The organism is Sphingomonas sp. TDK1 (assembly GCF_001650735.1).
In the GTDB taxonomy this organism is placed as follows: domain Bacteria; phylum Pseudomonadota; class Alphaproteobacteria; order Sphingomonadales; family Sphingomonadaceae; genus Sphingomonas.
In genome coordinates this window covers 34,228-60,969 of record NZ_LXVY01000001.1, presented here as the reverse complement: position 1 = coordinate 60,969, position 26,742 = coordinate 34,228, and the positions used below count along the sequence as shown (strand labels likewise).

Below are 26,742 nucleotides of genomic sequence, written 5' to 3'. Positions count from 1 at the left end.
TGCGACCGTACCGCTCGCCAGAGCATTTTTGAAGGACGCCACGATGCCCGGTCTCGCAGATACCCTTGCCCGTATTGCCGCCCTGCGTGCCGCTGGCGGCCCTGCCGTGTCCACCGCTGGCGGACGGTTGGCGCCGCTAGGCGATTTCGGGCCGAACCCAGGCGGCCTTGCCGGCTGGACCTATCTGCCGGCGGCGCTGGCCGCGCGGCCCGCGTTGGTGGTGGTGCTCCACGGCTGCACCCAGACTGCCGCGGCCTATGACAACGGGGCAGGCTGGTCCGATTGGGCCGACCGCCACGGTTTCGCGCTGCTGTTCCCCGAGCAGCAGCGCCAGAACAATCCCAATCTATGCTTCAACTGGTTCGGCCCCGAGGACAGCCGCCGCGGTGGCGGCGAGGCATTATCGATCCGCGAGATGGTGGCGGCAATGGTGGCGCGACATGGCGTCGATCCTGCGCGCATCTTCGTGACCGGGCTGTCGGCCGGGGGCGCGATGGCCTCCGTGCTGCTCGCCACCTATCCGGACGTGTTCGCCGGTGGCGGGATCATCGCCGGACTGCCCTTCGGATCGGCGACCTCGGTGCCGCAGGCGTTCGAGCGGATGCGGGGGCAGGGGGGGCCGGACGCGGCGGGGCTTACCGCATTGGTCCGCGATGCGTCGCCGCATCAAGGCCCGTGGCCGATCGTGTCGGTCTGGCACGGGACGCGCGACGCGACCGTCGCGCCGTCCAACGCGGGCGCCATCCTCGAGCAGTGGCGCACGCTGCACGGTCTTGCCGAGGCGCCGACGCGCAGCGACCGGGTCGACGGCTATCCCCATCACCTGTGGGAGGACGGCGAGGGCCGCATCCTGCTAGAGGAATATCAGATAACCGGCATGGGCCATGGCACGCCGCTCGACACGGCCGGGGCCGAAGGCTGCGGCAGCAGCGGCGCCTATATGCTGGAGACCGGGATATCCTCTACGGCGCATCTCTGCCGCTTCTGGGGAATAACGGACCCGCACGCCCCGGCGCAGACCGTCGACGACACGGCGCGCGCAGCCCCCGCAAGGCCAGATCCAGTCCTTCCGGCGACGCGTATGCCGCCCATGCGGGTGCCCGCAGCTTCCACGCAGACACCGGCCGGACGGGATATCGGGCGCGTAATCGAGGCGGCGCTGCGCGCGGGCGGCCTGATGCGCTAGCCGGGAGGCGCGCTTAATTGGCGGCGGGGGGTAGGTTGTTGCGCCCCTCCACCTTATATCGCGTGCATCGTTGGCAGATTCCTCCGTAGGCGCCATCGACTGAGAGACCGACGCGCTCCCGCTTACCTGACCCGGGAGCCGATCCATGGACATCGACTATATCCGCCGCCGCCATGCGGTTTCGCTGACGCTCGCCACCACCGCGACGTCGCGCGAAGCCCGTTATGCGCATCGCAATCTCGCCAGAGCCTATGCCGATCGGATCGAGACAATGGGCCGATCACTGGCCCTGCCTGCCGCGCAGGCTTTGTGATCGCGGGGGCGAGGCCGATCCGGCCGCGCCCCTTTTCCCGCGCCCCGCGACCATAAGGAATGCCGATGCCCGATCCGACGACAACCGAAACCACCGCCACGCGTGCCCCGATCCGCAAGCAGTTCCGCAGCAAGTTCGGAATGCCGCGCCCTTCGCCGGACAGCCTGGAACGGCAGAGCCGCGTCGCGCTGCTCGCCTGGAACCTGCTCGGCGGGGATGCCGCGGTCAGGTTCCTCAACAGCCATGACGAGGCGCTGGGTGGCCGGCCGCTCGACCTTGCCGTCGCCAGCCCGGTCGGCTGCGAGGCGGTAGAGCAGGCGATTAACGCCCGCGCCGAGCGTCGCTGAAGCCCCGCGGTGCTGCTGACCATCCGCCACCGCACGAGCTACCGTTATGCGCGGCCGGTATGGCTGCAGCCCCACCGGATGATGCTGTGTCCGCGCGGTCAGCATGACCTGCGGCTGCTTGCGACCGAGCTTCGCTGCGTGCCGCCGGCCACCATCGACTGGACGCAGGACGTGTTCGGCAACCTGATCGCGACAGCGAGCTTCGCCGAAGCGACCCAGACGCTGACGATCGACAGCCGGATGGAGGTGGAGCATTCCGCCACCGCCTGGCCGGTGTTCACCATCGCGCCGTCCGCGCACCAGTTTCCCTTCGCCTATTCGGAGGAGGAAATTGCCGACCTCGGCGGGATGCGGGTGCCCCATTATCCGCAGGCGGCAGACCGGGTGGGCGCTTGGGCGGGGCAGTTCCGCGGCACCGCGCCGACCGACACGCTCACGCTGCTCAAGACGATCAACACCGCGATCGCCACCAGCCTTGCCTATCGCGTGCGGGAAGAAGAGGGCACCCAGTCGCCGGACGAGACGCTCGACCAAGGCAGCGGATCGTGCCGCGACTTCGCGACTCTCTTCATCGAGGCGGTGCGCCACCTTGGCTTCGGCGCGCACGCGGTGTCGGGCTATCTCCAGCCCGATTCGCCGGGCGACCAGCACGGCACCACCCATGCCTGGGCCGAAGTGTATCTGCCCTGTGCCGGCTGGATTCCGTTCGATCCCACCCATGGCCGCATGGGCGGGGCGGGCCTGATCCCGGTGGCGGTCGCGGGCAACATTGCGCGGATCCACCCGGTGCGCGGCAGCTATCTCGGCGCGCCCGAGGATTTTCTCGACATGCAGGTCGAGGTGACGGTCGAGGCGGGCAGCGCGCCCGCCGGTGCCTTCGACGCGTCCCCGCGCTGAGATGCTCGACCCGCTGGGACGCGCCGCCGAACTCGATCGCGCCTATCGGACGCTGTGCCGCGGCGCGCGCTTCTTCGCGAGCCCGGCCGGACAGGGCGCGCCGCCGCCGGAGATCGCCGCGCCGATCAGCCATCGGCACCGGTCGAAATGGATCGGCAACGGCCTGCGCGAACTCGATCGGTTCCTCCACCACCTGCTCGATGCGGTGGCGCATGCCCATGGGCTTGGTGCGGCGCCTGACCAGCGGAACAGCGCCAACAAGCTGCGGGCGCTGCGCGCGACGCTGGGGCATGGCGGCGACGATCATGCCCGCCTGCTGGCGCTGGGCGGCACACGCGCTTGCCTCTTCCACTGCGACGGCATCCTGCGCAGCCACGCGATGGCGACGGCGTGTTGGAGCGGCCTCGGCAGGTCGAGCACGCCGCCAGCGCCCGAACGTGGCGCGATGCTGATCGTTGTGCCGGCGGACCTGCGGTGCGTCGGCCACTTCTATCAGGGGCTTGCCGAGGATCTCGTGCAGCGTCCCTAGTAAAGACGTTGTGGAACCCCCATCTCGGAATCATCGTGGCCAGCCTTGCCTGAGCAAGGCCGCGACTGAGAGACAATCCCGCTCCCGCTCTTCGAGGAGCAGCTCCATGTCTTCTTTCTCCCTGGTTCCGCGGTCTCCGAACGTCGTTCCCTTCATCGATGGCAGCGCGCGTCGGCGGCAGACGCTGTCGATCTTCGCGCCGCGCCACGACCCCGCAGGCCCGCCCAGTCCGAAGGCCGCCTGAATGTCCCGCGTCGTCAACATCGACGCGGCCGTGCAACAGGTGCTGGCAACCTGCGCGCAGCAGCAGGCGCGGATCAGCGCGATCGAACCGATGTCGCCAAGCGGCACCCATGTCGTCTTTGCCAGCGCAGAGGATGCCGAGCGCATCCGTCGGCTGTATCAGGGGCGCCTGCTCGACGGGGCGGTCACGCGCGTCCGGAGCCCAGCGCGGCGCGTCTGACCGCGGACGATCGACTGCCTTCCTACTTCACCCATCGCGAACACCAGGAGCCACCACGATGCAGCCGACCGCCTTTACCTGCCGCGCGCAGGAAGCCCGCCAGCGCCAGCTGGCGACCGATGCCCTGTTGCCCAATGTCCGCGACGTAGCGTTCATCGCGGCTGCGGCCTGGCAAAAGGAAGCGCTCGCGGCCGAAAAGCGCGAGGCGCGTGAGATCGCCACCCGTCTGCAACGGATCGAGGCGCGCGTCGAACGTGCCGCTGAAGATCGTGGCTTGAGCGAAAATCCGGATCGCGGTCTGGCCGATCTCCCGGTGCTGCGCGCGCTGGGCTGAGGCGGGGCGGCGCGCGGATCGGTCACGCGCCGCTTTCTCGCGCGGCCGGCATGTCCCCGGCATCCGGGTCTCGTCCCTGCTGGCGATCGAGCGATCGCATGATCGGCGTCACCGTGAGCCCGTGCAGCAGGATCGAGAACAGCACCACGAGCCCGACAATGCCCCACAGCCGCTCGGCCTGCGCCACCGCCATATGGTTCATGCCATAGGCCAGGTAATAGATCGTCCCCACGCCACGGATGCCGAAAAAGGCCAGCGTCAGCTTCTCGCTGCGATCGGCGCGGTAGCCGAGCATGCCGATCCACCCGGCCACCGGCCGCACGACCAGCAGGATCGTCGCGGCAACGACGATGTCGACCCAGCCGACATGCGTGAGAAGGCCGCTGACGAGCGCCCCACCGAACAGGATCAGCAGCGCCATCATCACCAGCCGTTCGAGCTGCTCGATGATCGTGTGCATCTCGTGGTGGAATTCGTGCTCCCGGTGCGTGTGGCGGAAGGTGAGCGCGGTGACGAACACCGCGAGGAAGCCGTAGACATGGACGATCTCGGTCAGGCCGTAGGACACGAACGTCGCCGAAAGCGCGATCAGGCCGTCCCCCGTCTTGGCGAGCTTGGAGTCGGCGCGGACGTGAAAGGTCAGCCAGCCGAAGGCGAGGCCGACCAGCCATCCGCCAAGAATGCCGCCGCCGATCTCCCACACCACCCGGTAGCCCAGCCATTCGCCCAGCCATGGCCGGCCTGAGACGGCGCTGGCCGCGAGCAGGATGGCCAGGTGGACGAAGGGAAAGGCGGCCCCGTCGTTGAGCCCGGCTTCCGAGGTGAGCCCGAAGCGGACTTCATCCTCTTCCCCGGTTTTCGGCGGGCCGACCTGGACGTCCGAGGCGAGCACCGGATCGGTGGGCGCGAGGCTCGCCCCCAGCAGTAGCGCCGTCGCCAGCGGCAATCCGAGCGTCCATCCGGCGATGCCGGCGATCGCGACGATGCTGATCGGCATGGTGATTGCGAGCAGCCGCCAGGTTACCGCCCAGCGCCCCCAGCCGAACACCCGGTCGATCTTGAGGCCCGCGCCCATCAGCGCGATGATGACGATCAGTTCGGCGAAACGTTCTGTGATGTCCGGGTAGCGCAGGGGCAGCGGCCGTAGCGTGACTTCGGGCAGAAGAAAGATCGTCGCACCGATCCCCATGCATACGATCGGCAGCGATAGCGGCAGTTTTCGCAGTGCCAGCGGTAGCCACGCCACCAGCGCCACCAGCAGGCCGGTCCCGGTCAGGACGAGGATATAGGTGGAGGGGAGCAAGCTGGGATGGTCCATCATTGCTCAACAGACCTCCAGACCGATCGGGTGCCGAACGGTTCGAAAGAACCGAGCGGTGTCGGCGCTTCCACCCTTGATTGCTGGCCGGCGAAGCGCATCAAAACACGCTCGTCCGCACTGCCTGGCTCGACATTGCCAGGCTGATCGCCGACATCGCCGCGGGACCGGTGAACGGAGGCGAGACGGCCATTCTTCGCCAACGCCGAACGCTGGGCGTGCGTGCGTTGTTCATGCGACGTCTGTCGACCCGGCACTGGACGCGCTTCGCTGGCACAGCGGCTACCCCGATCGCGAACATGCCGATAGGGTGCTTCTTCCTTCGCGCACGCGCCGGCAAGCCGCGGCTTTCTCCCGCTCAGGACCCTGCGTCTTCCCGCTCGCGCAGTTTGGCCAGCTGTCCACCCATCTGACGCAGCACGCGGGTGCGATGCTGGTAGGTATTATGGCGTTCTCCGACCCGACCGGCGACGAAGTCGCTGGAGAAAGCCCTGGTCATGTCCGCAAGCGCGGCCTCGAGCGCATCCGCATCGGACCTGGCCGGCGCGCAGGCCAGCGGTGCAGCTTCGTGGAGCGGACGCGTGTCTTTCTGGTCGATGATCATGCGCATATCCTCGCAGAGCGGGAGCATGAAGCATCTCTCAGTCGCAGCGGCGCTCGTGGCAGGTGCTGCGATACCGTGAATATGGGGACGGCGAAGCGCGATGGATAGATGCAGTCGCATCGATCGGTCGGTGTGCGGCGCATTCAGGCTCAAGTGCGTCAGGTCAAGCACCGGCAGCTCCGGCAGCCCCGAGCAGCCGCCTATTGCACGGCCGATCGCGATCGAGTCCGCGCCGCAGACGCGGTTTCGGCTGCCGCGAACGCGTATGTCAGGTCCAGACCCAGGTGAATTCTCGATCGCTTCTCGCACCAGGCTGGATCCAAGTATGCGCGGCTCTGTGCCTCAATCCTGGCTTCGCGCGGGCAAGACGTTCGCCATCACGGCTTCACGGCGTTACCACCCGCGGCTACCGGCAATGCCCTTGAACGGCCCGACCACGCGCGATGTGATCCAGCCGCCATAGAAGTCGCCGGGCTGCGGGATCACCACTTCCCCGTCGACGCTGCAGCGATCGAAGGGCGCTGCATAAAAGGCGACGTGATCGCGCAAGGCGGCGAAGGCCGCTGTGGGATCGGGGTAGCTCCAGCCCACCCGCGGCAACACGTTGTCGCCGACGACTACGTCCCAATACTCGGCCGTTCCCTTCCATTCGCAGAAGGAATTGCCTACGGCACGACGCAGCACGTCCGGCGCGATATCGACGCGCGGGATGTAATAGCTCGGCGGATGGCTCGTCTCGATCGTGCGGATCGCCGAGCGCGTATCAGCCAGGATCCGGCTGTAATGCTCGATCTGGATATGGGCGTCGACCGCCTGCGCGACGGCGGGGCGGGGGAAGTCCCATACGCTTTCCTGATCGGGACCGACCGGATCGGGGCGCGGCCTCACGGCTGGACCTGGGGGATGGCGAGCCTCATGCGCGGAAGTCTCCTGACGCCGAACGGGCATCGACGGTTGCGATGCGACCCTAGCCCATGACCGCGGCAGGCGCGAGCTGCTCCAAGGGGCACCGGGAAACCGATCCACCGGACCGGGTGCGCACCAATCGCGCGGCGCAGCCCGGCTCCTTCCAGCATATCTCCCGCCGACCGCCTAGCCGCGCAGGACGGATCCGTGTAGCCATGCGGCTACGGTCCCGCGCGTTTTGCCGGAATCGTGCCCCGACGTCTGGAGACAATGACATAGCACGCAAACCGAATTACGACTTCGAACGCCGCGAGCGCGAGCGCAACAAGGCAGCGGAGTCCGCAAAGAAGGCGCAGGCCAAGGCGGACAAGCGCGCTGCCGGGCAGGGAACGCCCGACACGGTGGAGTCCGACGACCCGCAGGTCGAGTAGGTGTCGATCGACACGACCGATATCACGCTTGCGCAGCTCGGCTGGAAAGCCTTTTTCAACGACCAGGTTTCCGCCGAGCAGCGCCTCGATTGCCAGCCCGTTCGCGTCCTTTCGGTGCATCGCGGGAGAGTGACCGTTCTGGGCGAAGGGGTCGAGGGCTCGATTGCCTCCACCCTGCCCACACCGGGCGGCCCGGAATATCGCCCCACGGTCGGGGACTGGTTGCTGATCGACCGGGCGACCCGAAACCTGGTGCGCATCCTTGGCCGGACGAGCCTGTTCAAGCGGCCGGCACCGGGTGACGATCGCCGGGTGCAGCTGATCGCGGCCAATGTCGATACGCTGTTCATCGTCACGTCCTGCAACGAGGATTTCAACGTCGCGCGGATCGAGCGCTATCTCGTGGTGGCGCGCGAAGTCGGGTCGCATCCGGTCGTCGTCCTTACCAAGGCCGATCTGACGTCGACGCCCGATCGCTTCGTCGCCGAAGCGCGTGCGCTGCAATCCGGTCTGCACGTGGAAGTGCTGGACGGGCGCGATCGAGCGCAGGCGGCCCGTCTCGCGCGCTATTGCGCCCTGGGCGAAACCGTCGCGCTGGTCGGATCCTCCGGCGTCGGCAAGTCGACGCTGGTCAATACGCTGCGCGGTTCGGACAGTATCGCCACCCAGGCCGTTCGCGCGGACGATGGCAAGGGCCGGCACACCACCACCGTCCGCGCAATGCATCGCCTCGGCGCGGGGGCGAACGGGGGCGGCTGGCTCGTCGATACGCCGGGCATGCGCGAACTCCAGATGGCCGACGTCGCCACCGGCGTGACCGAGGTGTTCGATGATGTCACCGCCGTGGCGCTCGAGTGCCGGTTCACCAATTGCAGCCATCTCGATGCGCCGGGATGCGCCATCCGCGCCGCCATCGCGGAAGGAACGCTGGATCCCGCGCGCGTCCAACGCTGGCGCAAGCTTGCCCGGGAGGATGGCGAGAATAGCGGCCAGCCCGGGCTTCACCGCTCCCGCAAGCGCGAAGGCGGCAAAAGGCGCTGACGCACGACCGGGGCCGCGCGGGTCAGCGCTGCTTCTTGGCGATGGTCGCGGTAAAGTCGGGGTCCTTGTTCGCCACCCAGTCGACGAACTTTCGGACATTGGGGTTCGCCAGCAACGCCTCGACATCGGTGCCGTGGCGCTGCAGTTCGGCGTTGGTGAAGTTTGCGATCAATGTCTGCTGGCAGATCGCATGCATCGGCACGACATCGCGCCCGCCACGGCTCTTCGGCACCGGATGGTGCCAGACGGTCGTCTTGCCCATCGGCCGGCCGCACAGCCAGCACAATACAGGTGCTTCGGGCGGCTCCTCGGCGCGGAGCAACTCGCCATAGGGGTCTTTCTTCGACTGTCTGCGGTTCATGGGCAGCGCTCCTACCTGCTTTGGCGACCCGCCGCTACAGGTCGCGCAGCGCCGCGGCGGGCCGGGCGCGCAGGGCGGGGAGGCTGCCCACGATGCCCATGCCGAGCGTCGCCGCGACGGCCGCCGCCACCGTCGCGGCGACGATGTCCCAGCGCGGCGCCCAGGCGATGGCGAACACCTGGGTCACGACATACCATCCCGCGCCCTTCCCGACGCCGACCGCCACCAGCACCAGGGCCGCAGCGAGCAAGGCATATTCCAGCGCCTGCGCGCCCAGCACCTGACGGCGGCTGCCGCCGAGCAGCTTGAGGATCACCGCATCGTAGCGCCGCGCGCGGGCCGAGGCGGAGACGGCGCCGATCAGCACGGCTATGCCCGCCGCCACCGTCACCGCCGCTGCCGCGCGGATCGCCACCGCGATCTGGCCGAGCACCGCGCCGAGCTGGCCGATGACGTCGCCGACCCGGATCAGCGTGACGGAGGGGAGGGCGGTGCCGACGCTGCGCATGACCGCGCCGTCGCGCCCCGGGTCTGCGTACACGCTGGCGAGCAGGCCGTGCGGCGCTTCCTCGATATAGCCGGGCGAGAAGACGATGGCGAAGTTGAGCCCGAGCCCGCCCCAGTCGATCTTGCGCAAGGCGGCGATCCGCGCCAGCACGTCGACGCCGAGCACCGACACGGTGATGCTGTCACCGACCTTGAGGCCCAGCGCGGCGGCCGCCTTGTCTTCCAGCGAGACGAGCGGGGGACCGCGATAATCCGCCGGCCACCATCGCCCTGCGACGACCGTGTTGCGGGGCGGGAGCGTGGCCGACCAGGTGAGGGTGCGGTCGCCGCGCAGCACCCAGGCGCCCTCGGGCAGCGTCTTCATGTCCGCGACCCGTTGGCCGCGCAGGGCGACGACCGATCCGCGCAGTGACGGCAGCGTCTCGATCCCGGCTCCCGGCGCGACGCTGCGGACGGCCTGGGTGAAGGTCGCGGCGTCTTCCGGTTGCAGGTCGATCGCGAAGAAGCGGGGGGCCTTGGCCGGCGCGGCATTGCGCAGCTCGGCGGTGAGGCTGGCATCGATCACCGCCAGCGCGACGAACAGCGAGAAGCCCAGGCCCAAGGCGACCACCAGTCGGTCCGTCTGCGCACCGGGGCGATGCAGATTGGCGATCGCCAGCCGCAGCAACGGCGTGCGCGCCCTCGGGAGTTTCGAAGCGGTGAACCGGATGGCGAGACCGAAGCTCCACAACAACGCGATGAGCGCCGCCACCGCACCGACGAAGCCGAGCGCGAGGAGCCGGTCCGACGCGGTCAGCACGGCAAGCGCGACCAGCGCCGCCATCAGCAGCGCCATTAGGCCGAGGACGACCCTCGACGGCCGGCGCCCCGCGCCGAGCGCGTCGCGCAGCAGGGTCGCCGCCGGCACGTCGCGCGCGCGGGCGAGCGCCGGCAGCGCGAACAGCAGAGCCACCAGCAGCGCCAGCACGGCAGCGGTGGCCAGCGGCACCGGATAGAGCGCAAGGCGCGGCGGCACCGGCAGCGACGCGCCGACGAGGCTGGTCAGAAGCCAGGGAACCGCGGCGCCGACCAGCAGGCCGCTGCCGATGCCGAGCACCGAGACCGCCCCCAGTTGCGCGAGGAAGATCGCCGCGATCGTGCCGGAGGTCGCGCCCAGCACCTTGAGTGTCGCGATGATCCGGGTCTTGCCCGCCAGATAGGCCGTGACGCCGCTCCCCACGCCGACGCCGGCGATGGCGAGCGCGGCGAGCCCGACCAGCATCAGGAACTGGCCGAACTGGTCGATGCCGCGCCGCAGCCCGCCTGCCGCGCGGTCGCTGGTTCGCGCGGTCCAGCCCGCACCGGCCAGGCGGGCGAGAAGGCGCTTCTGTACGTCGGCTGCGTCTGCCGGTTTCGCGAGCGCGATGCGATAATGGCTTTCGTAAAGGCTGCCGGGCTGCACCAGCGCGGTCGCGTCCAGCCCGGCGAGGTCGATCAGCGCCGGCGGTCCGAGCGTGAATCCCGCGCCGAGCCGGTCGGGTTCCTCGGCGATGATCCCGATCACCCGCAGCCATGCCGAGCCCAGCCGCACGCGGTCGCCGGGCCGCACACCCAACCGATCGGCCGTCGCCGCCGCGATGGCGATTTCGCGACCACGGGGGCGGCCGGACAGCGCACCCGCCGCGAGCCGGAAGCGCCCGACCAGCGGCCAGGCGACATCCGTCCCGCGCAGATCGATCAGCATCGCGGGGCTGTCGGCATGCTTGCGCAGCATCGCGCGCATCGAGACGGTCTCGGACACGCGCCCCGCTTCCGTGAAGGCGGCGAGCTCCGTTACGGTCGCGCGGCGCTGGGAGACGGTGAACTCGACATCGCCGCCCATTATCTGCCGCCCGTTCGCATCGAGCGCCGCGACCAGGCTGGCGGCGAGGCTGCCGATCCCGGCGAGCGCGGCAGTGCCGAGGAAGAGACAGGCGATCAGCAGCACCAGCCCGCGCCCGCCGCGCCGCAGGTCGCGCAGCGCCAGCCGCCAGGCGACGCTCATGCGCGCTGCCGATCGGCGGCGATGCGCCCGTCGGCGAGGGTGACGACGCGTCCGCACCGCGCGGCGAGCGCGGGATCGTGGGTGATGACGAACAGCGTCGTGGCGCTGGCGGCGTGCCGCTCGAACAGCAGGTCCATGATCGCGGCACCGGTGCCGGTGTCCAGGTTGCCGGTGGGCTCGTCGGCGAACAGCAGCGCCGGGCGCCCGACCAGCGCCCGTGCGATCGCCACCCGCTGCTGCTCGCCGCCGGAGAGCTGCGCGGGATAATGACCGGTCCGGTGCGCGAGGCCAACAGCGGCGAGCTCCGACTCGGCGCGCGTGAATGCGTCCCGCGCGCCGGCCAGTTCCAGCGGCACGGCGACATTTTCCAGCGCGGTCATCGTCGGCAGCAGGTGGAAGGCCTGCAGCACGATGCCGATGCGTCCGCGCCGCGCGACGGCGAGTGCATCTTCGTCCAGCGCCGTGAAGTCCAGCCCGGCGACCGATACGGTGCCGCCGCTCGGGCGCTCCAGACCGGCGAGCACCGCCATCAACGAGGATTTCCCCGATCCCGACGGCCCGAGCAGCGCGACGCTTTCGCCCGCGGACACGCGCAGATCGATCCCGCGGAGGATGTCCACCCGGGCGGGCGCCTTCCCCAGCGATAGCGAAATGTTGCGCGCGTCGATCAGCGCGCTATCGGAAGGGGATGATGCCATGGTCACGCCTGAAGCGATATGGAGGGTTGCGGGGGATTGTCCATCTCGCGATGCTCCCGGTCCTGGCATTTGCGCCGAACGCGGATGCCGCGCCGCGCGCGCCGGTGATCTGGGCATTCGGCGACAGCCTCAGCGCCGGCTATGGCCTTCCGCCCGCCTTGGGATTCACCGCGAGGCTGGAAGGGGCGCTGCGCCGGGCGGGCGTGGCGGCGACCGTCCGCAACGGCGGTGTTGCTGGCGACACGGCGGCGCAGGCCCGCGCACGCTTGCGGTGGGGATTGCGCGGCCTTGGCATCACACCGGATCTGGTCATCGTCGAACTCGGTGCCAACGACATGCTCCGGGGCCTTCCGGTGTCGCAGACCCGGACCAATCTCGATGCCATCCTCACCGAATTGCACGAGCGGCGCATCCCCGTGCTGCTCGCCGGCATGCGTGCCGCGCCGAACCTGGGGCCGGAATATGGGCGCGCCTTCGACGGCATCTACCCCGCGCTTGCAAAGAAGCATGGGGTAGCGCGCTACCCGTTTTTCCTCGACGGGGTGGCCGGCAATCGGGCGCTGCTCCAGGCCGACGGGATGCATCCGAACGCGCGGGGTGTCGATATCATCGTGGGCCGCATGTTGCCCGGCGTGCGCAAGGCGCTGCGCGGGTCGGCGGCGCGCGCAGGATGACCAGACCCGCAATCGCGACTACCGAATTCCCATTCGCGTCCGCCACGAACGCCATCGGTTTGCACCGGTGACGCAGAGCCGACATCATGGCGGCGTCGGCCTTGCGTGCAGTCGCTGACGTCGAACAGATAGGGATTGATGCCCCAGTCACCCGATACCGTCACCCGTTACAGGGGGGCGATCCCCGGCACGCCGATTTCCGGATAGGCGGCGATCGCCGCCTGGCGTGGGCGGGCAGATCGATCTCGGGCACGATTCCCCGGCACAGGTACGGATCAACGCCGTCGTCCGCTTCGCTGTCTCACGATCAGGGCTCCGCCAGGAAGGTGCGGAGCAACATATTGTAGCGATCCGGCTTCTCGACCATGGTCATATGCGCGCACCCGCTCAGTACCGCCAGCCGCGCCTCGCCGCCCAGTCCGTCGCGCAGCGTCGTGTGGCAGTCCATCGTGACCTCGTCGAACTCGCCGGTGGTCAGCAGCGTCTTCTGGGTGATCCGCTTCAGGTCCTTACGGCGATCCCAGTCCTTGATCTTGCCGACGATGGTGAATTCGTTCGGTCCGTTGAGCACGCGATAGGCGATCGATTTGCCCAGCGCCTCGAAGCTCGCGGCGGCGTCCGGTGTCGGCGGGACGCGCATCAGGAAACGATCGTAGAGTTGCTGGACGAGCGCGGCATATTCCGGAGCACCGGTCTTTCCGGCCTGCTCCAGCGCGTGGAGTCGTTCGGCAAAGCCGTTCGGCATGCTGTCGATCAGCCGCTGCATGCCGGCCACGACCTGGGGTATGCTCGCAAAGGCGCCGCCAAGGATCAGTCGCTCGACGCCCGCGCCGCGGCCCTGGCACAGATATTCAATTGCCTGCAGCGTCCCCCAGCTATGCCCGTACAGCACCACCCGGCGGAGCCCCAGCGCTTCCCGGACCGCATCGACTTCGTCGACGGCGCGCTGGATGGTGTAGATGCGCTCGTCTTCGGGTGCGTCCGCCTTGCCGCAGCCCAGTTGGTCGAAGAAGATCACCGGACGTTCATCGGCCAGCGCCTGCATCGACAAAAGATAGTTGTGCGCCGCGCCGGGGCCACCGTGCAGCGTGAGCAGTGGGGTCTTGCCGCCGGTGCCGAACCGCCGCCAATAGATTTTCCCGCCCGGCACTGAAGCATAGCCATCGCTGCTGTGGATACGCGCTGCACGTGCCCATGCGTGCGCGCCCAGAAAGCCTGAACCCGACAATGCGCCGATGGTCGTCAATGCCGCTCGTCTTGTCAAAGCCACCGGTTCCGGCATCCAATGCTCCATTTTCACTAGACCGTTCGGGCGATTTCCGACCGGCTTCTGCGCTATATCGCCCGTAGATCTTTTCGCGACCGATGCGGTGGCGTGTTTACCAGAATGAACCGGCTGAAGATGCGGTCCCATGCGTGATGTGCGGCCCCGAGACACCCCGGGCGTCGCGGGCGCCACGCCCGTCATTTTGCGAGATTGCGATCCAAGAAGCTCCGGATCAGCGGGGCCATCACGTCAAGGCGATCTTCGAGTGCGAAATGCCCCGAATCGAGGATGTGGATCTCGGCCTTGGGCAGGTCGCGCAGATAGGGGTGCGCCCCATCCTCCGGGAAGATCTTGTCGTTCTTGCCCCAGACGATCAGCGTCGGTGGCCGGTGCGTGCGGAAGAACGCCTGGAATTGCGGGTATAGCGGCACGTTCGAGCCATAATCGCCGAGCATGTCGAGCTGGACGTCGCGGTTGCCGGGGCGATCGAGCAGCGCCTGATCGTGCACCCAGTTATCGGGGCTGATGCGGGCAACGTCCCCCATGCCATCGGTATATTGGAACTTGGTGATGTCGAGCGTGACGAGGTTGTTCAGCGCGTCGCGGTTCTTCTGCGAGCGGTCGCGCCAATAGACCTTGATGGGATCCCAGAAGGGCGACTGCAGTCCTTCGTCATAGGCGTTGCCGTTCTGCACGATCAGCCCGCTCACCCGCTCCGGGTGCTTGAGCGCGAGCCGGTAGCCGATCGGCGCTCCATAATCCATCACGTACAAGGCGTAGCGCTTGGCGCCGAGCTGCGCGACGAGCTTGTCGACGATATCCGCCTGGTTGGCGAAGGTGTAGGCAAACGCCGTGTGGTCGGGCGCGTCGCTCTGGCCGTAACCGGGATAGTCCGGCGCGATCACGCGATATTTGTCGGCGAGCAGCGGGATCAGGTTGCGGAACATGTGCGACGAGGTGGGGAAGCCGTGCAGCAGCAGGACTACCGGCCCGTCGGCGGGGCCGGACTCGCGGTAGAACACTTTCACCCCGTCGATCGTGGCGGTGCGATAGTGGATCACCGGCACGCTGATGCTCGGCGCGGGTGAGTCCGGCGCGCCTTCGGGGAAGGCAAACGCCGGAGGGGCGGCAGCAATCGTGGCAGCGACGAGCGCCGCTCGCATCAAAAGTCGTTTCATGCATGATCTCCTTGCGAGCTGAAACGCGCTTCGGCTCTCGCAAAGAAGTAATCCGATCCGGCGCAAGATGGTGTCGCTTGTGGTAAAATATCGTGAAGCGTGATGGTGGAGGATTGGCGCATGATATTTAAGGCGTCGCATCCTTATACCAAAATATACACGGATTTACTTGCGTCGCCTTGATGGTCGGCGAAGAGGGGGCGAGCCCGGCCGCGCCGCCGCGGTTCCGAGATGAGGTAATGATGCAGCGTCCGTCCGAGCATCTTGAGACATCCGTCCACCGGGCCGAAGCGGCGGGGGTGTCGTTCTTCTACCGAGCGGCCGGCGATCCCGGGAATCCCGTAATCCTGCTGCTGCACGGCTTTCCGAGCTCGTCGCATCAGTTCCGCGCGTTGATGCCCCGCTTGGCCGATCGGTACCGCGTGGTCGCCCCGGACCTGCCCGGGTTCGGCTTCACCGACGTACCCGAAGGCTTCGTGTACAGTTTCGAGCGCCTCGCGGAGACGATCGGCGCCTTTTGCGATGCGCTCGGTCTGCGGCGGTACGCGCTGTACCTCTTCGATTACGGCGCGCCCGTCGGGTTTCGCCTCGCCCTGCAGCGCCCGGACGCGATCCGCGCGATCGTCTCGCAGAACGGCAACGCCTATGAAGAGGGCATGAGCGAAGGCTGGGCGCCTACCCGCGCCTATTGGGCAGATCCTTCGCCAGCCAACCGCGACGCGATGCGGAGCATGTTCACCCTCGAGACCACGCGTTGGCAATATACGCATGGCGCGCCGGACGGGATCCAAGTCGCTCCCGAAGGCTATTGGCTGGATGCCGCGCTGCTGGCCCGCCCGGGGCAGGACAGTATCCAGTTGGACCTGATCGCCGATTATGCGCGCAACGTGGCGCTGTACCCGCGCATCCATGCCTATCTGCGCCAGCGGCAGCCACCTTTGCTGGCGGTATGGGGGGCGAAAGACCCGTTCTTCCTGCCCGCGGGTGCGGAAGCGTTTCGTCGCGACCTGCCCGACGCCGAAGTGCACCTGCTCGACGCAGGCCACTTCGCGCTGGAGACGCATGCGGGCGTGATCGCCGAGTATATGCGCGGCTTCCTCCAGCGCCATCTGCGCTAGATGGGAGCGCGCGCCCCATTCGATGGTGGAGGAGCGACGATGCACGGTGACAGCGAAGTTCGGAACAACCTGGACGCGCGCCGCTACGAACTGGCGACCGCGAAGGGAATCGCCTTTTCGGAATATCGGCGTCGCGACGGCATCCTCGTCTTCACCCACACGGTCGTCCCCAAGGCCCTCGAAGGGCAGGGGATCGCCAGCCGCCTGATCGCCGGGGCGCTGGCAGACGTGCGCGCGCAGGGATTGCGGATCGTCTCGCGCTGTCCGTTCGTCAGCGCCTATCTACAGCGCCATCCTGAAGAGCGGGATCTCCTGGCGGAGTCCCAGCCGGTCTAGTCGATGGTGATGTGCCGGGAGGCGGCGAGGCGCCGCCACAGCCGGGCATTGAACAGACGCGGTAGCCTGTCCCGCCACGCCGACCACCGCGATCCGCTGCGACGGGCATAGGCGACATGCGCCGGGATCGTGAGCACCAGCTCCGTTCCGCCGCCTGCCGGCGCGCGGATGGCGAGGGTGCCGCGGAGCTTCCTTGCGCGTTCCCGCATTCCTTGCAGCCCGTAATGGCCGGCCTTGCGCCCGCAATCGAGGACCGGCGCAGGGATTCCGGCACCGTCGTCCGAGAGCCGGATCGTGAACGGGCGGGCGAAGCGGATGTCGATGCGCAACTGGGTTGCATTCGCGTGCTGGCGGACATTCGCAACCGCTTCACCGACGATGCGGACGATCTCGTCCAGCGCGATCTGGCCAAGCGGGCGGATATCTCCATTCGCCTGGATGCGAACCGCCATGGCGGGATCGAAGCCCTGTTCGGCGACGATCCCGGCGAGGATCTCGACGATGCCGTCCGGATCGAGCTGTGTACGCAGGTCGCGCACGCGGTCGCGCCCCTCCGATATCGCCCGGTCGGCACGGTTCAGGGCGCTTTCCAGCTTGGCGCGTTCCGGCGTGTTTTGCGGCAGGTCTTCCACTGCCACCTGTACATGCAGCGTGAGTGTCTGGACCGATTGCAGCAGCGTGTCGTGCAACTCGCGGGCGATGCGTTCGCGCTCGCCCATCCGTTCGGCCATCCGCGCCCGGATGCGATGGGCGGCGGCACGAAGACGAAGTCTGTATAGCAGCCACAATATCAGCAGCGCGCCCAGGCCGCAGAGCAGGCGGAAGGCCCAACTCTGTACGAAGGTGGGCGGGATCTCAAACGCCAGGGTCGCGCCCTGTCGGTTCCACACGCCGTCCTCGTTCGCTGCCATCAGGCGGAACCGATAGCTGCCCGGTGCTAGCCCGGTGTAGAAGGCTTCGCGGCGCGCGCCCGCGTCTACCCAGCCGTCGTCGATTCCCTCTAGCTGGTAGCGAAACTGCACGCGCGAGGGTACGGACAGGCTTGTCGCGGTGTAGGCGATCTGGAGGTTGGACGTGCCCTTCGGCAGCCGAACAGGCGCCTCGCCCGAATACGTGCGGCCACCCGCCGTCAGCGACTTGATGATTACCGGCGGGGGCAGCCGGTTGAAGAAGAGCTGGTCGGGATCGATCCAGGCGACGCCGACGCGGGTCAGGAACCAGAGGCGCCCGTCCGATGCTTCGATGGCCGTTTGCGACCAGGAGTCCTGCTGTGCCACGCCGGGCATGCCGTCGTCGCGATCGAATACCCGCGCCTTCAGCGGGCGGCTGGGGTGGGCGAACGCTTCCTCGATATCGACCTTGGCAATCCTGACCACACCGCCGGCAGTGTTGAGCCAGAGGTCGCCCGCGGCGGTTTCGACGATTCCGGCTGTCCGGCTCAGAAAGGGATGCACGTCCGAGCGCAGGGTGACGAAGCGCGTGCCGTCGAACCGGGCCAGCCCGAAGTCGCCGCCCGCATAGACATGGCTTCCCCGAACCGCGATGACCACGACGGTACCCAGCGCCAGATCCTTGCGCGCGGAGAATGCGCGTCGTGTCCTCCCCTCGATCAGCTCGATGCGATCCCCTTCGGCGATCCAGGTACGGCCGGTGCCGTCGCGCAGTAGCTGCGTCGGTGGATTGCCTGTCGTCGCGAGCCGCGGCTCGGGCTCCCATCTATCGTTCTTCCGGCAAAATGCGCCGTTGGGCGAAGAGACGCAGATCCGGCCCGGCGTTTCCTCGACCAGCGCAAACGGCGTCGGCTTGCGCCAGGGCAGGGGCACGTCGCGCACGGTCGTGCCGGACCAAATACCCAGCGTCCGATCGGTGCCGATCCAGACGCGTGCCAGCGCATCTGTGTGCAGGATCAACGGGCGCCGCGGAAGCCGACCCAGCTTTTGCGCGGTGCGTCCCGGACTCGCCAGAAACAGCGCTTCGTTGGTCGTCACCAACATCGCGCCCGCCGGACCCGGCGCGATCCGGTAGCCGTTCCGCGAATCCGTCGGCAGCCCGGTGGCCACCACCGCGCTGGTTTCTCGAAATTGATCGAGGCCGAGATTTGTCCCCACCCAGATATTGCCTTCACGGTCTTCCAGGATGGGGTTGGCGAGGTTGGAGGTAAGACCACGCTCCACGCCGAACCGCTCGCGCACCCCGTTGGGAAGGAGGGCGCCGCCGATCCAGCCGAGGCCGAGACGAAAGACGCCGCCGCTGCCATAGGTGCCCCAAAGCCCGCCGCGCCGATCGAACAGCATGCTTTCCGCGCGAGGATTGGCCGTCCTCGGCGGCTGGACCCATGTCTGGCGCTCGCCGGCCGCAGATCCTGCAATGCGCTGGAGGCCGGGGCGGGCGCCGGTGCTCAGCCAGATTGCGCCATCGGGTGCCTGCCGCAATTGCGGGCGCTCCGATGCGGAAGCCGGAACCCGCGCGAAGCGGACGGCGCCGGGGCGCAGCACGGCCAGCTCGCCGCCCACCGCGATCCATATCGCCCCGTCCGAAGCTGCGACCACACTGGTTGCGGCGCCTGCTGCCACGCCGTGACGGCGGTCCAGCATCTGCCATCGTCCCCGATGGAAGCGCGCGACGCCGCCGCGATTATCTTCGCCCAAGACCGCCCAGATCATCCCTGCGCGGTCTTCGGCCAGCGCCAGAACGGGAACGGACGGGATCCCGAGATCGAACGTGGTGAGATGACCGGCGCGGAGCCGCGCCACGGCACCGGACGCGAAACCGATCCAGAGGTCCCCGGTGCGGGTGGCGAGCAGAGAGTTGACGTTGAGCGAAGGGAGGTGCTCGCGTGGGAACGGGCGAAATTTGTCGAAGCGTGCGCCGTCGAAGCGATACAGCCCGCTCCCCGTGCCCAGCCAGAGATAGCCGTCGCGCGACTGCGCGAGCGCCCAGATCTCCGGTGGGGCGCCCTCGCGGACGGTCCACGCGGTATGCCGCAGTTGCTGCAGACTCCGCGGTTCGCCCGCTGCCCAGGCGTCACCGATGCTCCACAGCGGGGCCAGGATGGTCAGGATCCGGTATTTCGCGGCGAGCGACATGCCCTGTGTCTCGTCCAAAGCGGCCCCGGTGTCACGAGGCGCGATGGCGCCGCGCCGTGTCGATCACCCAAATGGGTGAAGCTCGGCGACCCGGGGGTAGGGTGCTGCCGGAACGGCACCGGCGTAGTCTCCGCGGCGCAACAGGATCGTTCTGGCGTAGGGCGTCAGGCCCCGTCGGGAGCGATCCAACCGGAGGCCGTCACCATGCCGTCTACTGCTCTATCGGTGCCCGCACCAGCGTTGCCGGCCTATCCGGCAACGCTGGTGCGAGCGATCGAGCGCTGCTTCCGTTTCGGTCCCTTCGTTCTGAAACCCGGCCGGCAGCTGCTGCTCAAGCATGGCGTGCCGGTCAAGATTGGCGCGCGCGCGCTCGACATCCTCACCGTGCTGGCCGAGCGGCCGGGGGAGGTCGTCAGCAAGCGCGAGCTGCGCGCCCGCACTTGGCCCGACACCTTCGTCGGCGACGGTAACCTCAAGGTGCATGTCGCCAGCCTCCGCAAGGTGCTGGGCGAAGCGGTGGAGGCGCCGAGGTACATCGCCACCGTCACCGGCCGCGGCTATCGCTTCATCGCCGACGTGCAGGATGGAGTGCCGGCCGGCTCCGCCTCAGCGATGAAAGAAGCCGCGCCGGATCGCGACGGTGACGGCATGGGTGCGATCATCCACTCCCAGCTTCGCGAAGATGTTCTTGAGGTGTGACTTGATCGTATCCGGCGAGACATCGAGGTTGCGGGCGATCTGCTTGTTGGGATGCCCCTCGGCGACCATACCCAGAATGGCCATCTCGCGATCGGTCAGCGGCTCGTCGAGCGCATGTTCGGCCACGGCGTGGCTGATTTCCGCACTCATCGCGCGACGGCCGGCATGGACGGCGCGGATCGCGTCCAACAACTCGGTGCGCAGGCAACTTTTCAGCAGATAGCCTGCCGCGCCGGCACGAATGGCGCGCACGGCCTGCGCGTCCCCCGAATAGGTGGTCAACACCAATATCCTGGCTTTGGGGCACAGGTTCAGGATCGCATCGATCGCTTCGATGCCGTCCATGTCGGGCATCTGGAGATCCATCAGCGTCACGTCCGGGGCGAGCGCCCGGAACATGGCGGCGGCCTCGGTGCCGTTCGCCGCTTCGCCCGCAATCTCCATGTCGGGCTGCCGCGCGACCAGCGCGGCCACGCCATCGCGGACCGTTGCGTGATCGTCGACCGTCAGCACCCGTATCGTCACGCTTCCCCAATCCCCTGGCGGCGTCCCTCCCTTTCCCCGGAAAGCGCCGTCGCCCCTGATAGTCACCGGGGAGCATCCTAGCGATCCCGCACGAAATTTCCACGGTTTGCCGCGATCTCGTTACCCGGAACGGCGCCGCGAGCTTGCGCCATTGCACCCAATCCGCCGGGCGATGCCTGCGCTTAACCGCAGCTTACCACAGCTGACCAAAGCGTCGCGCCGATGTCGCGTACAACTTCGTTGCATTTCCACCACCAGCTACCCCGGCCGCTGCCGGCGGGCAGGGGCAAACCCACAGGATAACGATCATGCCTTCGTCCCTCTCCCCCAAATCCAGCGTGCTTGCCAGCGGCGGCGGCGCCATGCTGATGGACCCGGCCGATACCGTGATCCTGCTCCTCGATCACCAGTCGGGCCTGTTCCAGACGGTGAAGGACATCCCCGTCGCCGACCTTCGCCGCAATGTCGAGATGATCGCCCGACTCGCGTCGCTGCTGGACATCCCGGTCATCACCACCGCTTCCGAACCAGCCGGGTCCAACGGACCGCTGATGCCGGAAATCGCCCTCCATGCCCCGCACGCCGTCTATGTGCCGCGCAAGGGCGAGGTGAATGCCTGGGATAATGACGATTTCGTCGCAACGGTCCGCCGGACCGGGCGCAAGACGCTGGTGATGGCGGGGGTGTGGACCAGCGTGTGCGTGATGTTCCCGGCGCTCGATGCCCGGGCGGCCGGGTTCGAGGTCTATGCGGTGCTCGACGCGTCTGGCGATCCGAGCGAGATGGTCTCGCAAATTTCGCTCGCGCGCTTCGTCCAAGGCGGCGTGAAGCCGACCTCGACCAATGCGCTGCTCTCCGAACTCCACCGCACCTGGGCGCGCCCCGAAGCCGCCGAGCTGGCCAAGCTCTACGGTCTGGCCGCGCCGAATTATGCGGCGGTGATCGAGAGCTATGTGCGTGCCCAGCAGGCGGCGCGAGACGCGATCGCATAGGCAGGGCCGCCGGCCGGAATGAACGAGGGAGGGGCGCTATGCCATACGGTTTCATGGACGTGGCCCGCACGCCGGGCGTCGCGGCCGTACAGGCGGAAATGGGGGCGGATGGCGTTTGGACATCGTTCAAAGGTCACCGCGCCTTCGATCACTTCACCGCAGACGAAGCGGCATTCCTCGCGCAGCGCGACAGCTTCTACATCGCGTCGGTATCGGAAACCGGCTGGCCCTATGTGCAGCATCGCGGCGGGCCGCCTGGCTTCCTGAAAATGCTCGATCCGCGGACGCTCGCCTTCGCAGATTATCGGGGCAATCGCCAATATATCAGCACGGGCAATTTCCGGACGAACGATCGGGCGTGCCTGATCCTGATGGATTATGGCCGGCGCGCCCGGCTGAAAATCTACGTGCATGTCGAGACGCTGATGCCTGGTGCCGACCCGGCAATCGCGGAGCGCGTGGCGGATCCCGGTTATGCAGCATCGATCGAGCGAATCTTCCGGCTGCGGCTGGTCGCCTTCGATTGGAACTGTCCGCAGCATATCGTGCCGCGGTTCAGCGAGCGCGAGATCGAAGCAGCCGTTCAGCCACTGCACGACCGACTGGCGGCGCTGGAACGGGAAAATGCCGAGCTTCGCCGGCAACGGACCGAGCGCGACTGATGCTGCGTCGGAGCATGCTTCGGGAAGGTATCCTTCCTCCGACGAACTGGGCCTGAAGGAATTGAACCATGACCGTAAGTGCCCCCCAACTCGTTCCTGAAGAAATTACCCTAACGACCGATCACGCGTCCATTTTCGTCCGCAGCTGGCGCCCTTCTTCGTCGCCGCGCGCGGTCGTTACGATTTGTCACGGGTTCAATGCGCATGGCGGCCAGTATCAGTGGGTCGCGGAGCAATTCGTGGCCGCGGGCTTCGTCGTCTACGCGCTGGACCTTCGAGGGCGTGGCCGATCCAGCGGGCCGCGCTTCCTCGTCGAACGGTTCGAAGATTATGTCGCGGATATCGCCGCCATGGTGGAGCTGGCCCGGCGACGCGATCAGGATCTGCCGTTATACCTGCTAGGGCACAGCGCAGGTGGCGTGGCGGCCTGCCTCTACGCGATCGAGCACCCCTTCGGCCTACATGGCCTGATTTGCGAGAGCTTCGCCTTTCGCCTGCCTGCGCCCCGCATCGCGTTGACCTGTCTCAAGCTGTTCAGCCGCCTCGCACCCCGCGCCCGTGTGTTGAGGTTGAAAAACGAGGACTTTTCGCGTGATCCCGTTCGAGTCGGGCTCCTCGATACCGATCCGCTGACCGCCAGGGAGACGCAGCCCGCCATCACGGTTGCCGCACTGATCCGGGCGGGAGAACGGCTTGAACGCGAATTCTCGCAATGCACTACGCCGGTCTTCATCATCCACGGCACCGCAGACAGAGCGACGCGAGCCAGTGGTAGCCAGCGCTTTTATGAAGCCGCGGCATCAAGAGATAAAAGGCTGAGGTTCTACGATGGCGCGTTTCACGACCTTCTGGCGGATTTCGGACGAGAGGCGGTTCTCGGAGACATAGCGCTATGGATCGAGGAGCGCCTGCCGACTGCCTTACCCAGGACGTGAGCAAGGCATGCGCAGGCCAGCCCGGAGGCCTGTCCGCTTTGACGGCATTTGGAAATCCGATGAACGACTGGTGGCACGCTGCGTCCCAAGGCCCCCTCCGCGAAAGTCCACCGATTTCCAGATACGGCTTTGCGGAAAATTGCACGTTCGTGCAGCCATGCAGCATTCAAGTGCACCAAGTCGCTGGTGGCAGGATGCGTGCGGCGGGGGGATATTCGGGCCGCATCGCTGGACGCACAGCTCGCCGGTTCCCGACCACCGAGACGGACTAGGGGGTCAGCCCCCAAAACCAGCGCCGACCGATCCCCAGCCATAGCCGGTGGCGATGGCGATCCCGCCCCGCCAGAAGCCGAGTGGGCGTTGGCTGGCGCTGACAGGAGACGCGCGGTGCGCGAGCGGAAGACATGCAGCAATCTACGACACGGAGAGAACTTTCAGGTGAGGGGGGCGGGAAGGATCGCGACGCTTCCGGCAAGGCCGAACGGCGCATCGCGCCCCCCGGTATCGAACAGCAGCTGGAGCAGGCGTTCGCCCCGACCGGGTGGCAGCGCTACGACAAAGCGGGTGGGGGCCGGATCGGATTTTTCGGCGACCAGCTTGCCGTCGAGCCACAGCCGTACCGTGCCGATCAGCGTGGCGAAGACGATCGTGCCGCCGCGCTGGGCGGCCTGATCGCGAGGCGTGAAGGCAAGCTGGAACAGCACCCAGCGGCGCGCGGGATCGCCGGGTTCGACCGCGCCGGGCTTGAGCCACGCCCAGCTGTTCATATCGCCGGGAGCGACACGGCGGGCAAGATCGGGCGGGGCGGCGGCGGCCGGGGCGACGCGCCATTCGGAGAGCTGCTGGCGGCCGTCGATCGCGGGAATGGCGGGGACGTCGTGGGGGATGGCGGAGAGGTAAAGAATCGCGGGGCGGAGTCCGGGAGCGGTCGCGGTCAGGCGTACCGCCGGTGCGCCGTCGGAGCGGAGGATCGTCTGGGCCAGTCCTGCGAACAACGCGCAGGCGCCGGGCGTTTCCGGCGCGTGGCGGTTGGGATCGCCATTGCCGGTTCCGAGGATCGTACCGCCCTGCACCGACAGAGCGAAGGCCGTGTCGGCGATGGGCACTGCGCGGCCTTGGGCGTCGACGGCTTCCACTGTGACCGGCACCGCATCGCGACCGTCACTGAGGATGCGGGTGCGATCGGGGGTGAGCCGCAGGGCGACAGGTGGGCCGGCGGTTTCCAGCCGCTGGCGCGCGACGATGCGGTCGCCGCGATAGGCCAGGGCTTCGAGGACGCCGGGCGTGTAGGTCAGCGCGGTGCGTGCCAGCACGTCGCCGTGTAGGGCGAGCTCGGCGACGACGCGGCCGTTCAGGCGCAGCTCCACCCGATCGGCACTGGCAATGACGCTGAGCGGCACCTGCTGGCCCTCGCGGCCGGGCCAGTTCCAGTGAGGCCAGAGTTGCAGCACCGGCGCCGCGGACCACAAGGCGCGGCGGACGTGGAACGCGGCTTTGGCGAAACCGCATTGGTCCATCGCGCCGAAAAAGGACGCGACGCTCGGCCATTCGAACGGTGTCGGCTCGCCGCGATAGTCGAAGGCGGTCCAAAAGAAGCTGCCCGCGACGAAGGGCCGCGCCGCGACCGTCGCCCAGGCGGCGCGGTGGGTGCTGCCCCAGGCGGCGTGCTCGCTGTCGTCGTCGGCCAGACCCTGCCCGGCGCGATCGGTGCGTGCGGCGCCGCGGGTGGCGAAGGCAGAGGTGTCTTCTGAAACGAGCAGCGGCGCCGTGGGATGGGCTGCGTGGAAGCGATCGAACTGGCCGGTGCCATAGTTGAAGCCGACGACGTCGAGCTGGTCGGCGATGTTGGGTTCGGCGAACATCGCGCCGTTCAGCGCGGCGGTGATCGGACGATCGGGATCGAGCGCGCGGACCACCGCCTTCATCCGCGTGAACATCGCTACGCCGACCGCGCTAGATTGCAGCGATTCCTCGTTGCACAGCGACCAGAGGAAGACGCTGGGGTGATTGCGGTCGCGGCGCACGAAGCTGGCGAGCCGATCGAGCGTGTCGGCGGCGGCGCTGAGCTCGCGATATTCGTTGAGGACCAGCACGCCCAGCCGATCGGCGGCGTCGAGCAGTTCGGGGGCGGGCGGATTGTGCGCGGTGCGCAGCGCGTTGGCGCCCATCGCCTGGATGCGACGCAGGCGGAAGTCCCACAGGCTGTCCGGCACCGCGACGCCGATGCCGGCATGATCCTGATGCGCGCAGGTACCGCGGATCTTGAGCGGGGCGTCGTTGAGAAAGAAGCCTTGATCGGCATCGAAGCGCAGCGTGCGGAAGCCGATTGCCGTGTCCACCGCATCCAGCACGCCCGCCGGGCCGAGCAGGCGCGTGCGCAGCGTGTACAGGGTGGGGCTGTCGGGGGACCAGAGGCGGGGCGCGGCGATGGCCAGATCCAGCTTCGCGGTCGCTTCGGCCTGAGCGGCGACGGCTGCGGTGCCCTGCCTTCGGGCGACGGCTGCGGTGCCCTGCCTTCGGGCGACGACGGTGTTGCCGTCGAGCAGCAGGGCTTCGATCTGTACCGAGGTTGCAGGGCCTTGATTGGCGAGGGCCAGCGCCACCGGCACCGTCCAGTCGCCGCTCTCGGCGCGGCAGGGCGCGGCGTGGACGCCGTCGACCGCGATATGCACCGGTGCGCGCTTGAGCAGCCAGGCGTGGCGATAAATGCCGGCGCCTTCGTACCACCAGCCTTCGCTGGCATCGGCATCGACGCGGATCGCAATCGTATTCAGGTCGTCGCCGAAGCGGGCGAACGGCGTCAGATCGATGGTAAAGCCGGTGCTGCCGCCGAACTGGCGATGGGCGAGCATGCCGTTGATCCACACCGTGGCATGGGTGGCGATACCGTCGAAGCACAGCGTCAGCGCACGGCCGCGATCGGCCAGGTCCAACGCGAAGCTGCGCCGGTACCAGCCGATGCCGCGGCGGCGATAGCCCTGGTCGACATTCGCGGCGCGATCGAACGGCTGGGCGACGGCCCAATCGTGCGGCAGTCGCACGCTTTGCCAGCCGGTGTCGTCAAAGGCGTCGGCCGCCGCGCCTTCTGCATTGCCCGCCTTGGCATGGGCATAGGATGCCTCATGGTCGAGCAGTGGCGGGAAGGGGATGTCGCCTTCGTGAAAGCGCCAGCCGATATCGAACGACAGGCGTTCGCGCGGCTGGGGCTGCGCGCTTTCGACCCGGCTGGCGGCTGGCAGGGCGATGCTGCCTGCCGCCGCGAGCGCCGCGCCTTCGCTCAGGAAGGCGCGGCGGCTGGGCCGATGCGACATG

The 26,742-nt window shown here is 67.9% G+C and carries 28 protein-coding genes; 17 read left to right on the top strand and 11 right to left on the bottom strand.

The features are described from left to right. The first annotated feature begins 43 nt into the window (after nucleotides 1–43). From A7X12_RS00255 to A7X12_RS00225, 8 genes are all read left to right on the top strand, one after another. Nucleotides 44–1,186 (top strand): extracellular catalytic domain type 1 short-chain-length polyhydroxyalkanoate depolymerase, encoded by a 1,143-nt coding sequence (locus A7X12_RS00255; protein WP_064309803.1) that lies wholly within the window; start codon nucleotides 44–46, stop codon nucleotides 1,184–1,186. Between the two features lie 145 nt (nucleotides 1,187–1,331). Next, nucleotides 1,332–1,499: a hypothetical protein gene (locus A7X12_RS25800; protein ID WP_198161783.1), complete on the top strand. Its 168-nt coding sequence runs from the start codon at nucleotides 1,332–1,334 to the stop codon at nucleotides 1,497–1,499. Nucleotides 1,500–1,564: 65 nt separating this feature from the next. Continuing rightward, complete coding sequence (locus A7X12_RS00250) at nucleotides 1,565–1,846, top strand: antitoxin Xre/MbcA/ParS toxin-binding domain-containing protein (protein ID WP_198161782.1); 282 nt, start codon at nucleotides 1,565–1,567, stop codon at nucleotides 1,844–1,846. Between the two features lie 9 nt (nucleotides 1,847–1,855). Beyond that, nucleotides 1,856–2,743: a transglutaminase family protein gene (locus A7X12_RS00245; protein ID WP_064309636.1), complete on the top strand. Its 888-nt coding sequence runs from the start codon at nucleotides 1,856–1,858 to the stop codon at nucleotides 2,741–2,743. A 1-nt stretch (nucleotide 2,744) separates the two neighbouring features. After that, entirely contained in the window at nucleotides 2,745–3,272 is a 528-nt protein-coding gene (locus A7X12_RS00240; RefSeq protein ID WP_064309635.1) for a hypothetical protein, read from the top strand. 106 nt (nucleotides 3,273–3,378) lie between these two features. Further along, a complete protein-coding gene (locus A7X12_RS25345) occupies nucleotides 3,379–3,516 on the top strand; it encodes a hypothetical protein (RefSeq protein ID WP_157105453.1) in 138 nt (45 codons plus the stop codon). Next, entirely contained in the window at nucleotides 3,517–3,735 is a 219-nt protein-coding gene (locus A7X12_RS00230; protein ID WP_064309633.1) for a hypothetical protein, read from the top strand. It begins immediately after the preceding gene. 58 nt (nucleotides 3,736–3,793) lie between these two features. Then, nucleotides 3,794–4,069: a hypothetical protein gene (locus A7X12_RS00225; protein WP_064309632.1), complete on the top strand. Its 276-nt coding sequence runs from the start codon at nucleotides 3,794–3,796 to the stop codon at nucleotides 4,067–4,069. A 22-nt stretch (nucleotides 4,070–4,091) separates the two neighbouring features. Here the strand turns inward: A7X12_RS00225 and A7X12_RS00220 are convergent, their stop codons facing one another. From A7X12_RS00220 to A7X12_RS00210, 3 genes are all read right to left on the bottom strand, one after another. Next, entirely contained in the window at nucleotides 4,092–5,387 is a 1,296-nt protein-coding gene (locus A7X12_RS00220) for a cation:proton antiporter (protein ID WP_064309801.1), read from the bottom strand. Between the two features lie 358 nt (nucleotides 5,388–5,745). After that, nucleotides 5,746–5,991, bottom strand: coding sequence for a hypothetical protein (locus tag A7X12_RS00215; protein WP_157105452.1), 246 nt, complete (start codon nucleotides 5,989–5,991; stop codon nucleotides 5,746–5,748). Nucleotides 5,992–6,384: 393 nt separating this feature from the next. After that, nucleotides 6,385–6,879: a DUF427 domain-containing protein gene (locus A7X12_RS00210; protein WP_064309630.1), complete on the bottom strand. Its 495-nt coding sequence runs from the start codon at nucleotides 6,877–6,879 to the stop codon at nucleotides 6,385–6,387. A 233-nt stretch (nucleotides 6,880–7,112) separates the two neighbouring features. On the opposite strand from A7X12_RS00210, the gene A7X12_RS26085 reads away from it, so the two are divergent. Together A7X12_RS26085 and rsgA are read left to right on the top strand one after the other, a co-directional pair. Further along, the gene (locus A7X12_RS26085) at nucleotides 7,113–7,328 is read left to right on the top strand and encodes a hypothetical protein (protein ID WP_232318184.1); all 216 of its coding nucleotides are present in this window, start codon (nucleotides 7,113–7,115) and stop codon (nucleotides 7,326–7,328) included. Further along, complete coding sequence (gene rsgA / locus A7X12_RS00200) at nucleotides 7,329–8,369, top strand: ribosome small subunit-dependent GTPase A (protein WP_232318177.1); 1,041 nt, start codon at nucleotides 7,329–7,331, stop codon at nucleotides 8,367–8,369. 22 nt (nucleotides 8,370–8,391) lie between these two features. Here the strand turns inward: rsgA and A7X12_RS00195 are convergent, their stop codons facing one another. The 3 genes from A7X12_RS00195 to A7X12_RS00185 are packed head-to-tail and all read right to left on the bottom strand — an operon-like array spanning nucleotide 8,392 to nucleotide 11,958. After that, nucleotides 8,392–8,730, bottom strand: a complete 339-nt coding sequence (locus A7X12_RS00195; protein ID WP_019370067.1) for a hypothetical protein — start codon at nucleotides 8,728–8,730, stop codon at nucleotides 8,392–8,394. 34 nt (nucleotides 8,731–8,764) lie between these two features. Then, on the bottom strand, nucleotides 8,765–11,260 hold the full coding sequence (locus tag A7X12_RS00190) for an ABC transporter permease (RefSeq protein WP_064309628.1): 2,496 nt from the start codon (nucleotides 11,258–11,260) through the stop codon (nucleotides 8,765–8,767). Then, nucleotides 11,257–11,958, bottom strand: a complete 702-nt coding sequence (locus A7X12_RS00185) for an ABC transporter ATP-binding protein (protein ID WP_064309627.1) — start codon at nucleotides 11,956–11,958, stop codon at nucleotides 11,257–11,259. Before A7X12_RS00185 ends, A7X12_RS00190 begins: the two co-directional genes overlap by 4 nt. Before the next feature lie 50 nt (nucleotides 11,959–12,008). Here A7X12_RS00185 and A7X12_RS00180 point away from each other — a divergent pair, with 50 nt between their 5' ends. Then, complete coding sequence (locus A7X12_RS00180; RefSeq protein ID WP_064309626.1) at nucleotides 12,009–12,632, top strand: arylesterase; 624 nt, start codon at nucleotides 12,009–12,011, stop codon at nucleotides 12,630–12,632. Nucleotides 12,633–12,939: 307 nt separating this feature from the next. Here A7X12_RS00180 and A7X12_RS00175 read toward each other — a convergent pair whose 3' ends face one another. Both A7X12_RS00175 and A7X12_RS00170 read right to left on the bottom strand, forming a co-directional pair. Further along, nucleotides 12,940–13,878, bottom strand: a complete 939-nt coding sequence (locus A7X12_RS00175) for a proline iminopeptidase-family hydrolase (protein ID WP_232318175.1) — start codon at nucleotides 13,876–13,878, stop codon at nucleotides 12,940–12,942. A gap of 218 nt (nucleotides 13,879–14,096) precedes the next feature. Further along, nucleotides 14,097–15,077: an alpha/beta fold hydrolase gene (locus A7X12_RS00170; RefSeq protein ID WP_064309625.1), complete on the bottom strand. Its 981-nt coding sequence runs from the start codon at nucleotides 15,075–15,077 to the stop codon at nucleotides 14,097–14,099. A 239-nt stretch (nucleotides 15,078–15,316) separates the two neighbouring features. Between A7X12_RS00170 and A7X12_RS00165 the strand changes: the two genes are divergently transcribed. After that, nucleotides 15,317–16,195, top strand: coding sequence for an alpha/beta fold hydrolase (locus A7X12_RS00165; protein WP_232318173.1), 879 nt, complete (start codon nucleotides 15,317–15,319; stop codon nucleotides 16,193–16,195). Nucleotides 16,196–16,234: 39 nt separating this feature from the next. After that, the gene (locus A7X12_RS00160) at nucleotides 16,235–16,531 is read left to right on the top strand and encodes a GNAT family N-acetyltransferase (protein ID WP_064309624.1); all 297 of its coding nucleotides are present in this window, start codon (nucleotides 16,235–16,237) and stop codon (nucleotides 16,529–16,531) included. On the opposite strand, the gene A7X12_RS00155 is transcribed toward A7X12_RS00160, so the two are convergent. Continuing rightward, nucleotides 16,528–19,617: a sensor histidine kinase gene (locus A7X12_RS00155; RefSeq protein ID WP_064309623.1), complete on the bottom strand. Its 3,090-nt coding sequence runs from the start codon at nucleotides 19,615–19,617 to the stop codon at nucleotides 16,528–16,530. The two genes, A7X12_RS00160 and A7X12_RS00155, sit on opposite strands and share 4 nt — an antisense overlap. Nucleotides 19,618–19,821: 204 nt before the next feature. Between A7X12_RS00155 and A7X12_RS24890 the strand changes: the two genes are divergently transcribed. Further along, nucleotides 19,822–20,316 carry a winged helix-turn-helix domain-containing protein gene (locus A7X12_RS24890; RefSeq protein WP_084444908.1) on the top strand — a complete coding sequence of 165 codons (495 nt, stop codon included), beginning with the start codon at nucleotides 19,822–19,824 and terminating at the stop codon, nucleotides 20,314–20,316. On the opposite strand, the gene A7X12_RS00145 is transcribed toward A7X12_RS24890, so the two are convergent. Continuing rightward, nucleotides 20,224–20,841: a response regulator gene (locus A7X12_RS00145; RefSeq protein ID WP_064309621.1), complete on the bottom strand. Its 618-nt coding sequence runs from the start codon at nucleotides 20,839–20,841 to the stop codon at nucleotides 20,224–20,226. The genes A7X12_RS24890 and A7X12_RS00145 overlap by 93 nt on opposite strands. A 308-nt stretch (nucleotides 20,842–21,149) precedes the next feature. On the opposite strand from A7X12_RS00145, the gene A7X12_RS00140 reads away from it, so the two are divergent. From A7X12_RS00140 to A7X12_RS00130, 3 genes are all read left to right on the top strand, one after another. Beyond that, nucleotides 21,150–21,833 carry an isochorismatase family protein gene (locus A7X12_RS00140; protein ID WP_064309620.1) on the top strand — a complete coding sequence of 228 codons (684 nt, stop codon included), beginning with the start codon at nucleotides 21,150–21,152 and terminating at the stop codon, nucleotides 21,831–21,833. A 38-nt stretch (nucleotides 21,834–21,871) separates the two neighbouring features. Beyond that, a complete protein-coding gene (locus A7X12_RS00135; RefSeq protein WP_064309619.1) occupies nucleotides 21,872–22,495 on the top strand; it encodes a pyridoxamine 5'-phosphate oxidase family protein in 624 nt (207 codons plus the stop codon). 68 nt (nucleotides 22,496–22,563) lie between these two features. Continuing rightward, entirely contained in the window at nucleotides 22,564–23,430 is an 867-nt protein-coding gene (locus A7X12_RS00130) for an alpha/beta hydrolase (protein WP_064309618.1), read from the top strand. A 434-nt stretch (nucleotides 23,431–23,864) separates the two neighbouring features. Here the strand turns inward: A7X12_RS00130 and galA are convergent, their stop codons facing one another. Continuing rightward, on the bottom strand, nucleotides 23,865–26,741 hold the full coding sequence (galA, locus tag A7X12_RS00125) for a beta-galactosidase GalA (protein WP_064309617.1): 2,877 nt from the start codon (nucleotides 26,739–26,741) through the stop codon (nucleotides 23,865–23,867). Nucleotide 26,742: the final 1 nt, after the last annotated feature.

What these genes read in the sequence shown, in the direction of transcription:
- A7X12_RS00255 (WP_064309803.1), top strand. Translation starts at nt 44, where the DNA reads ATGCCCGGTCTCGCAGATACCCTTGCCCGTATTGCCGCCCTGCGTGCC.
- A7X12_RS25800 (WP_198161783.1), top strand. Translation starts at nt 1,332, where the DNA reads ATGGACATCGACTATATCCGCCGCCGCCATGCGGTTTCGCTGACGCTC.
- A7X12_RS00250 (WP_198161782.1), top strand. Translation starts at nt 1,565, where the DNA reads ATGCCCGATCCGACGACAACCGAAACCACCGCCACGCGTGCCCCGATC.
- A7X12_RS00240 (WP_064309635.1), top strand. Translation starts at nt 2,745, where the DNA reads ATGCTCGACCCGCTGGGACGCGCCGCCGAACTCGATCGCGCCTATCGG.
- A7X12_RS25345 (WP_157105453.1), top strand. Translation starts at nt 3,379, where the DNA reads ATGTCTTCTTTCTCCCTGGTTCCGCGGTCTCCGAACGTCGTTCCCTTC.
- A7X12_RS00230 (WP_064309633.1), top strand. Translation starts at nt 3,517, where the DNA reads ATGTCCCGCGTCGTCAACATCGACGCGGCCGTGCAACAGGTGCTGGCA.
- A7X12_RS00225 (WP_064309632.1), top strand. Translation starts at nt 3,794, where the DNA reads ATGCAGCCGACCGCCTTTACCTGCCGCGCGCAGGAAGCCCGCCAGCGC.
- A7X12_RS00220 (WP_064309801.1), bottom strand. Translation starts at nt 5,387, where the DNA reads ATGGACCATCCCAGCTTGCTCCCCTCCACCTATATCCTCGTCCTGACC.
- A7X12_RS00215 (WP_157105452.1), bottom strand. Translation starts at nt 5,991, where the DNA reads ATGATCATCGACCAGAAAGACACGCGTCCGCTCCACGAAGCTGCACCG.
- A7X12_RS26085 (WP_232318184.1), top strand. Translation starts at nt 7,113, where the DNA reads ATGCGGCTACGGTCCCGCGCGTTTTGCCGGAATCGTGCCCCGACGTCT.
- A7X12_RS00195 (WP_019370067.1), bottom strand. Translation starts at nt 8,730, where the DNA reads ATGAACCGCAGACAGTCGAAGAAAGACCCCTATGGCGAGTTGCTCCGC.
- A7X12_RS00190 (WP_064309628.1), bottom strand. Translation starts at nt 11,260, where the DNA reads ATGAGCGTCGCCTGGCGGCTGGCGCTGCGCGACCTGCGGCGCGGCGGG.
- A7X12_RS00185 (WP_064309627.1), bottom strand. Translation starts at nt 11,958, where the DNA reads ATGGCATCATCCCCTTCCGATAGCGCGCTGATCGACGCGCGCAACATT.
- A7X12_RS00180 (WP_064309626.1), top strand. Translation starts at nt 12,009, where the DNA reads ATGCTCCCGGTCCTGGCATTTGCGCCGAACGCGGATGCCGCGCCGCGC.
- A7X12_RS00170 (WP_064309625.1), bottom strand. Translation starts at nt 15,077, where the DNA reads ATGAAACGACTTTTGATGCGAGCGGCGCTCGTCGCTGCCACGATTGCT.
- A7X12_RS00165 (WP_232318173.1), top strand. Translation starts at nt 15,317, where the DNA reads ATGATGCAGCGTCCGTCCGAGCATCTTGAGACATCCGTCCACCGGGCC.
- A7X12_RS00160 (WP_064309624.1), top strand. Translation starts at nt 16,235, where the DNA reads ATGCACGGTGACAGCGAAGTTCGGAACAACCTGGACGCGCGCCGCTAC.
- A7X12_RS00155 (WP_064309623.1), bottom strand. Translation starts at nt 19,617, where the DNA reads ATGTCGCTCGCCGCGAAATACCGGATCCTGACCATCCTGGCCCCGCTG.
- A7X12_RS24890 (WP_084444908.1), top strand. Translation starts at nt 19,822, where the DNA reads ATGCCGTCTACTGCTCTATCGGTGCCCGCACCAGCGTTGCCGGCCTAT.
- A7X12_RS00140 (WP_064309620.1), top strand. Translation starts at nt 21,150, where the DNA reads ATGCCTTCGTCCCTCTCCCCCAAATCCAGCGTGCTTGCCAGCGGCGGC.
- A7X12_RS00135 (WP_064309619.1), top strand. Translation starts at nt 21,872, where the DNA reads ATGCCATACGGTTTCATGGACGTGGCCCGCACGCCGGGCGTCGCGGCC.
- A7X12_RS00130 (WP_064309618.1), top strand. Translation starts at nt 22,564, where the DNA reads ATGACCGTAAGTGCCCCCCAACTCGTTCCTGAAGAAATTACCCTAACG.
- galA (WP_064309617.1), bottom strand. Translation starts at nt 26,741, where the DNA reads ATGTCGCATCGGCCCAGCCGCCGCGCCTTCCTGAGCGAAGGCGCGGCG.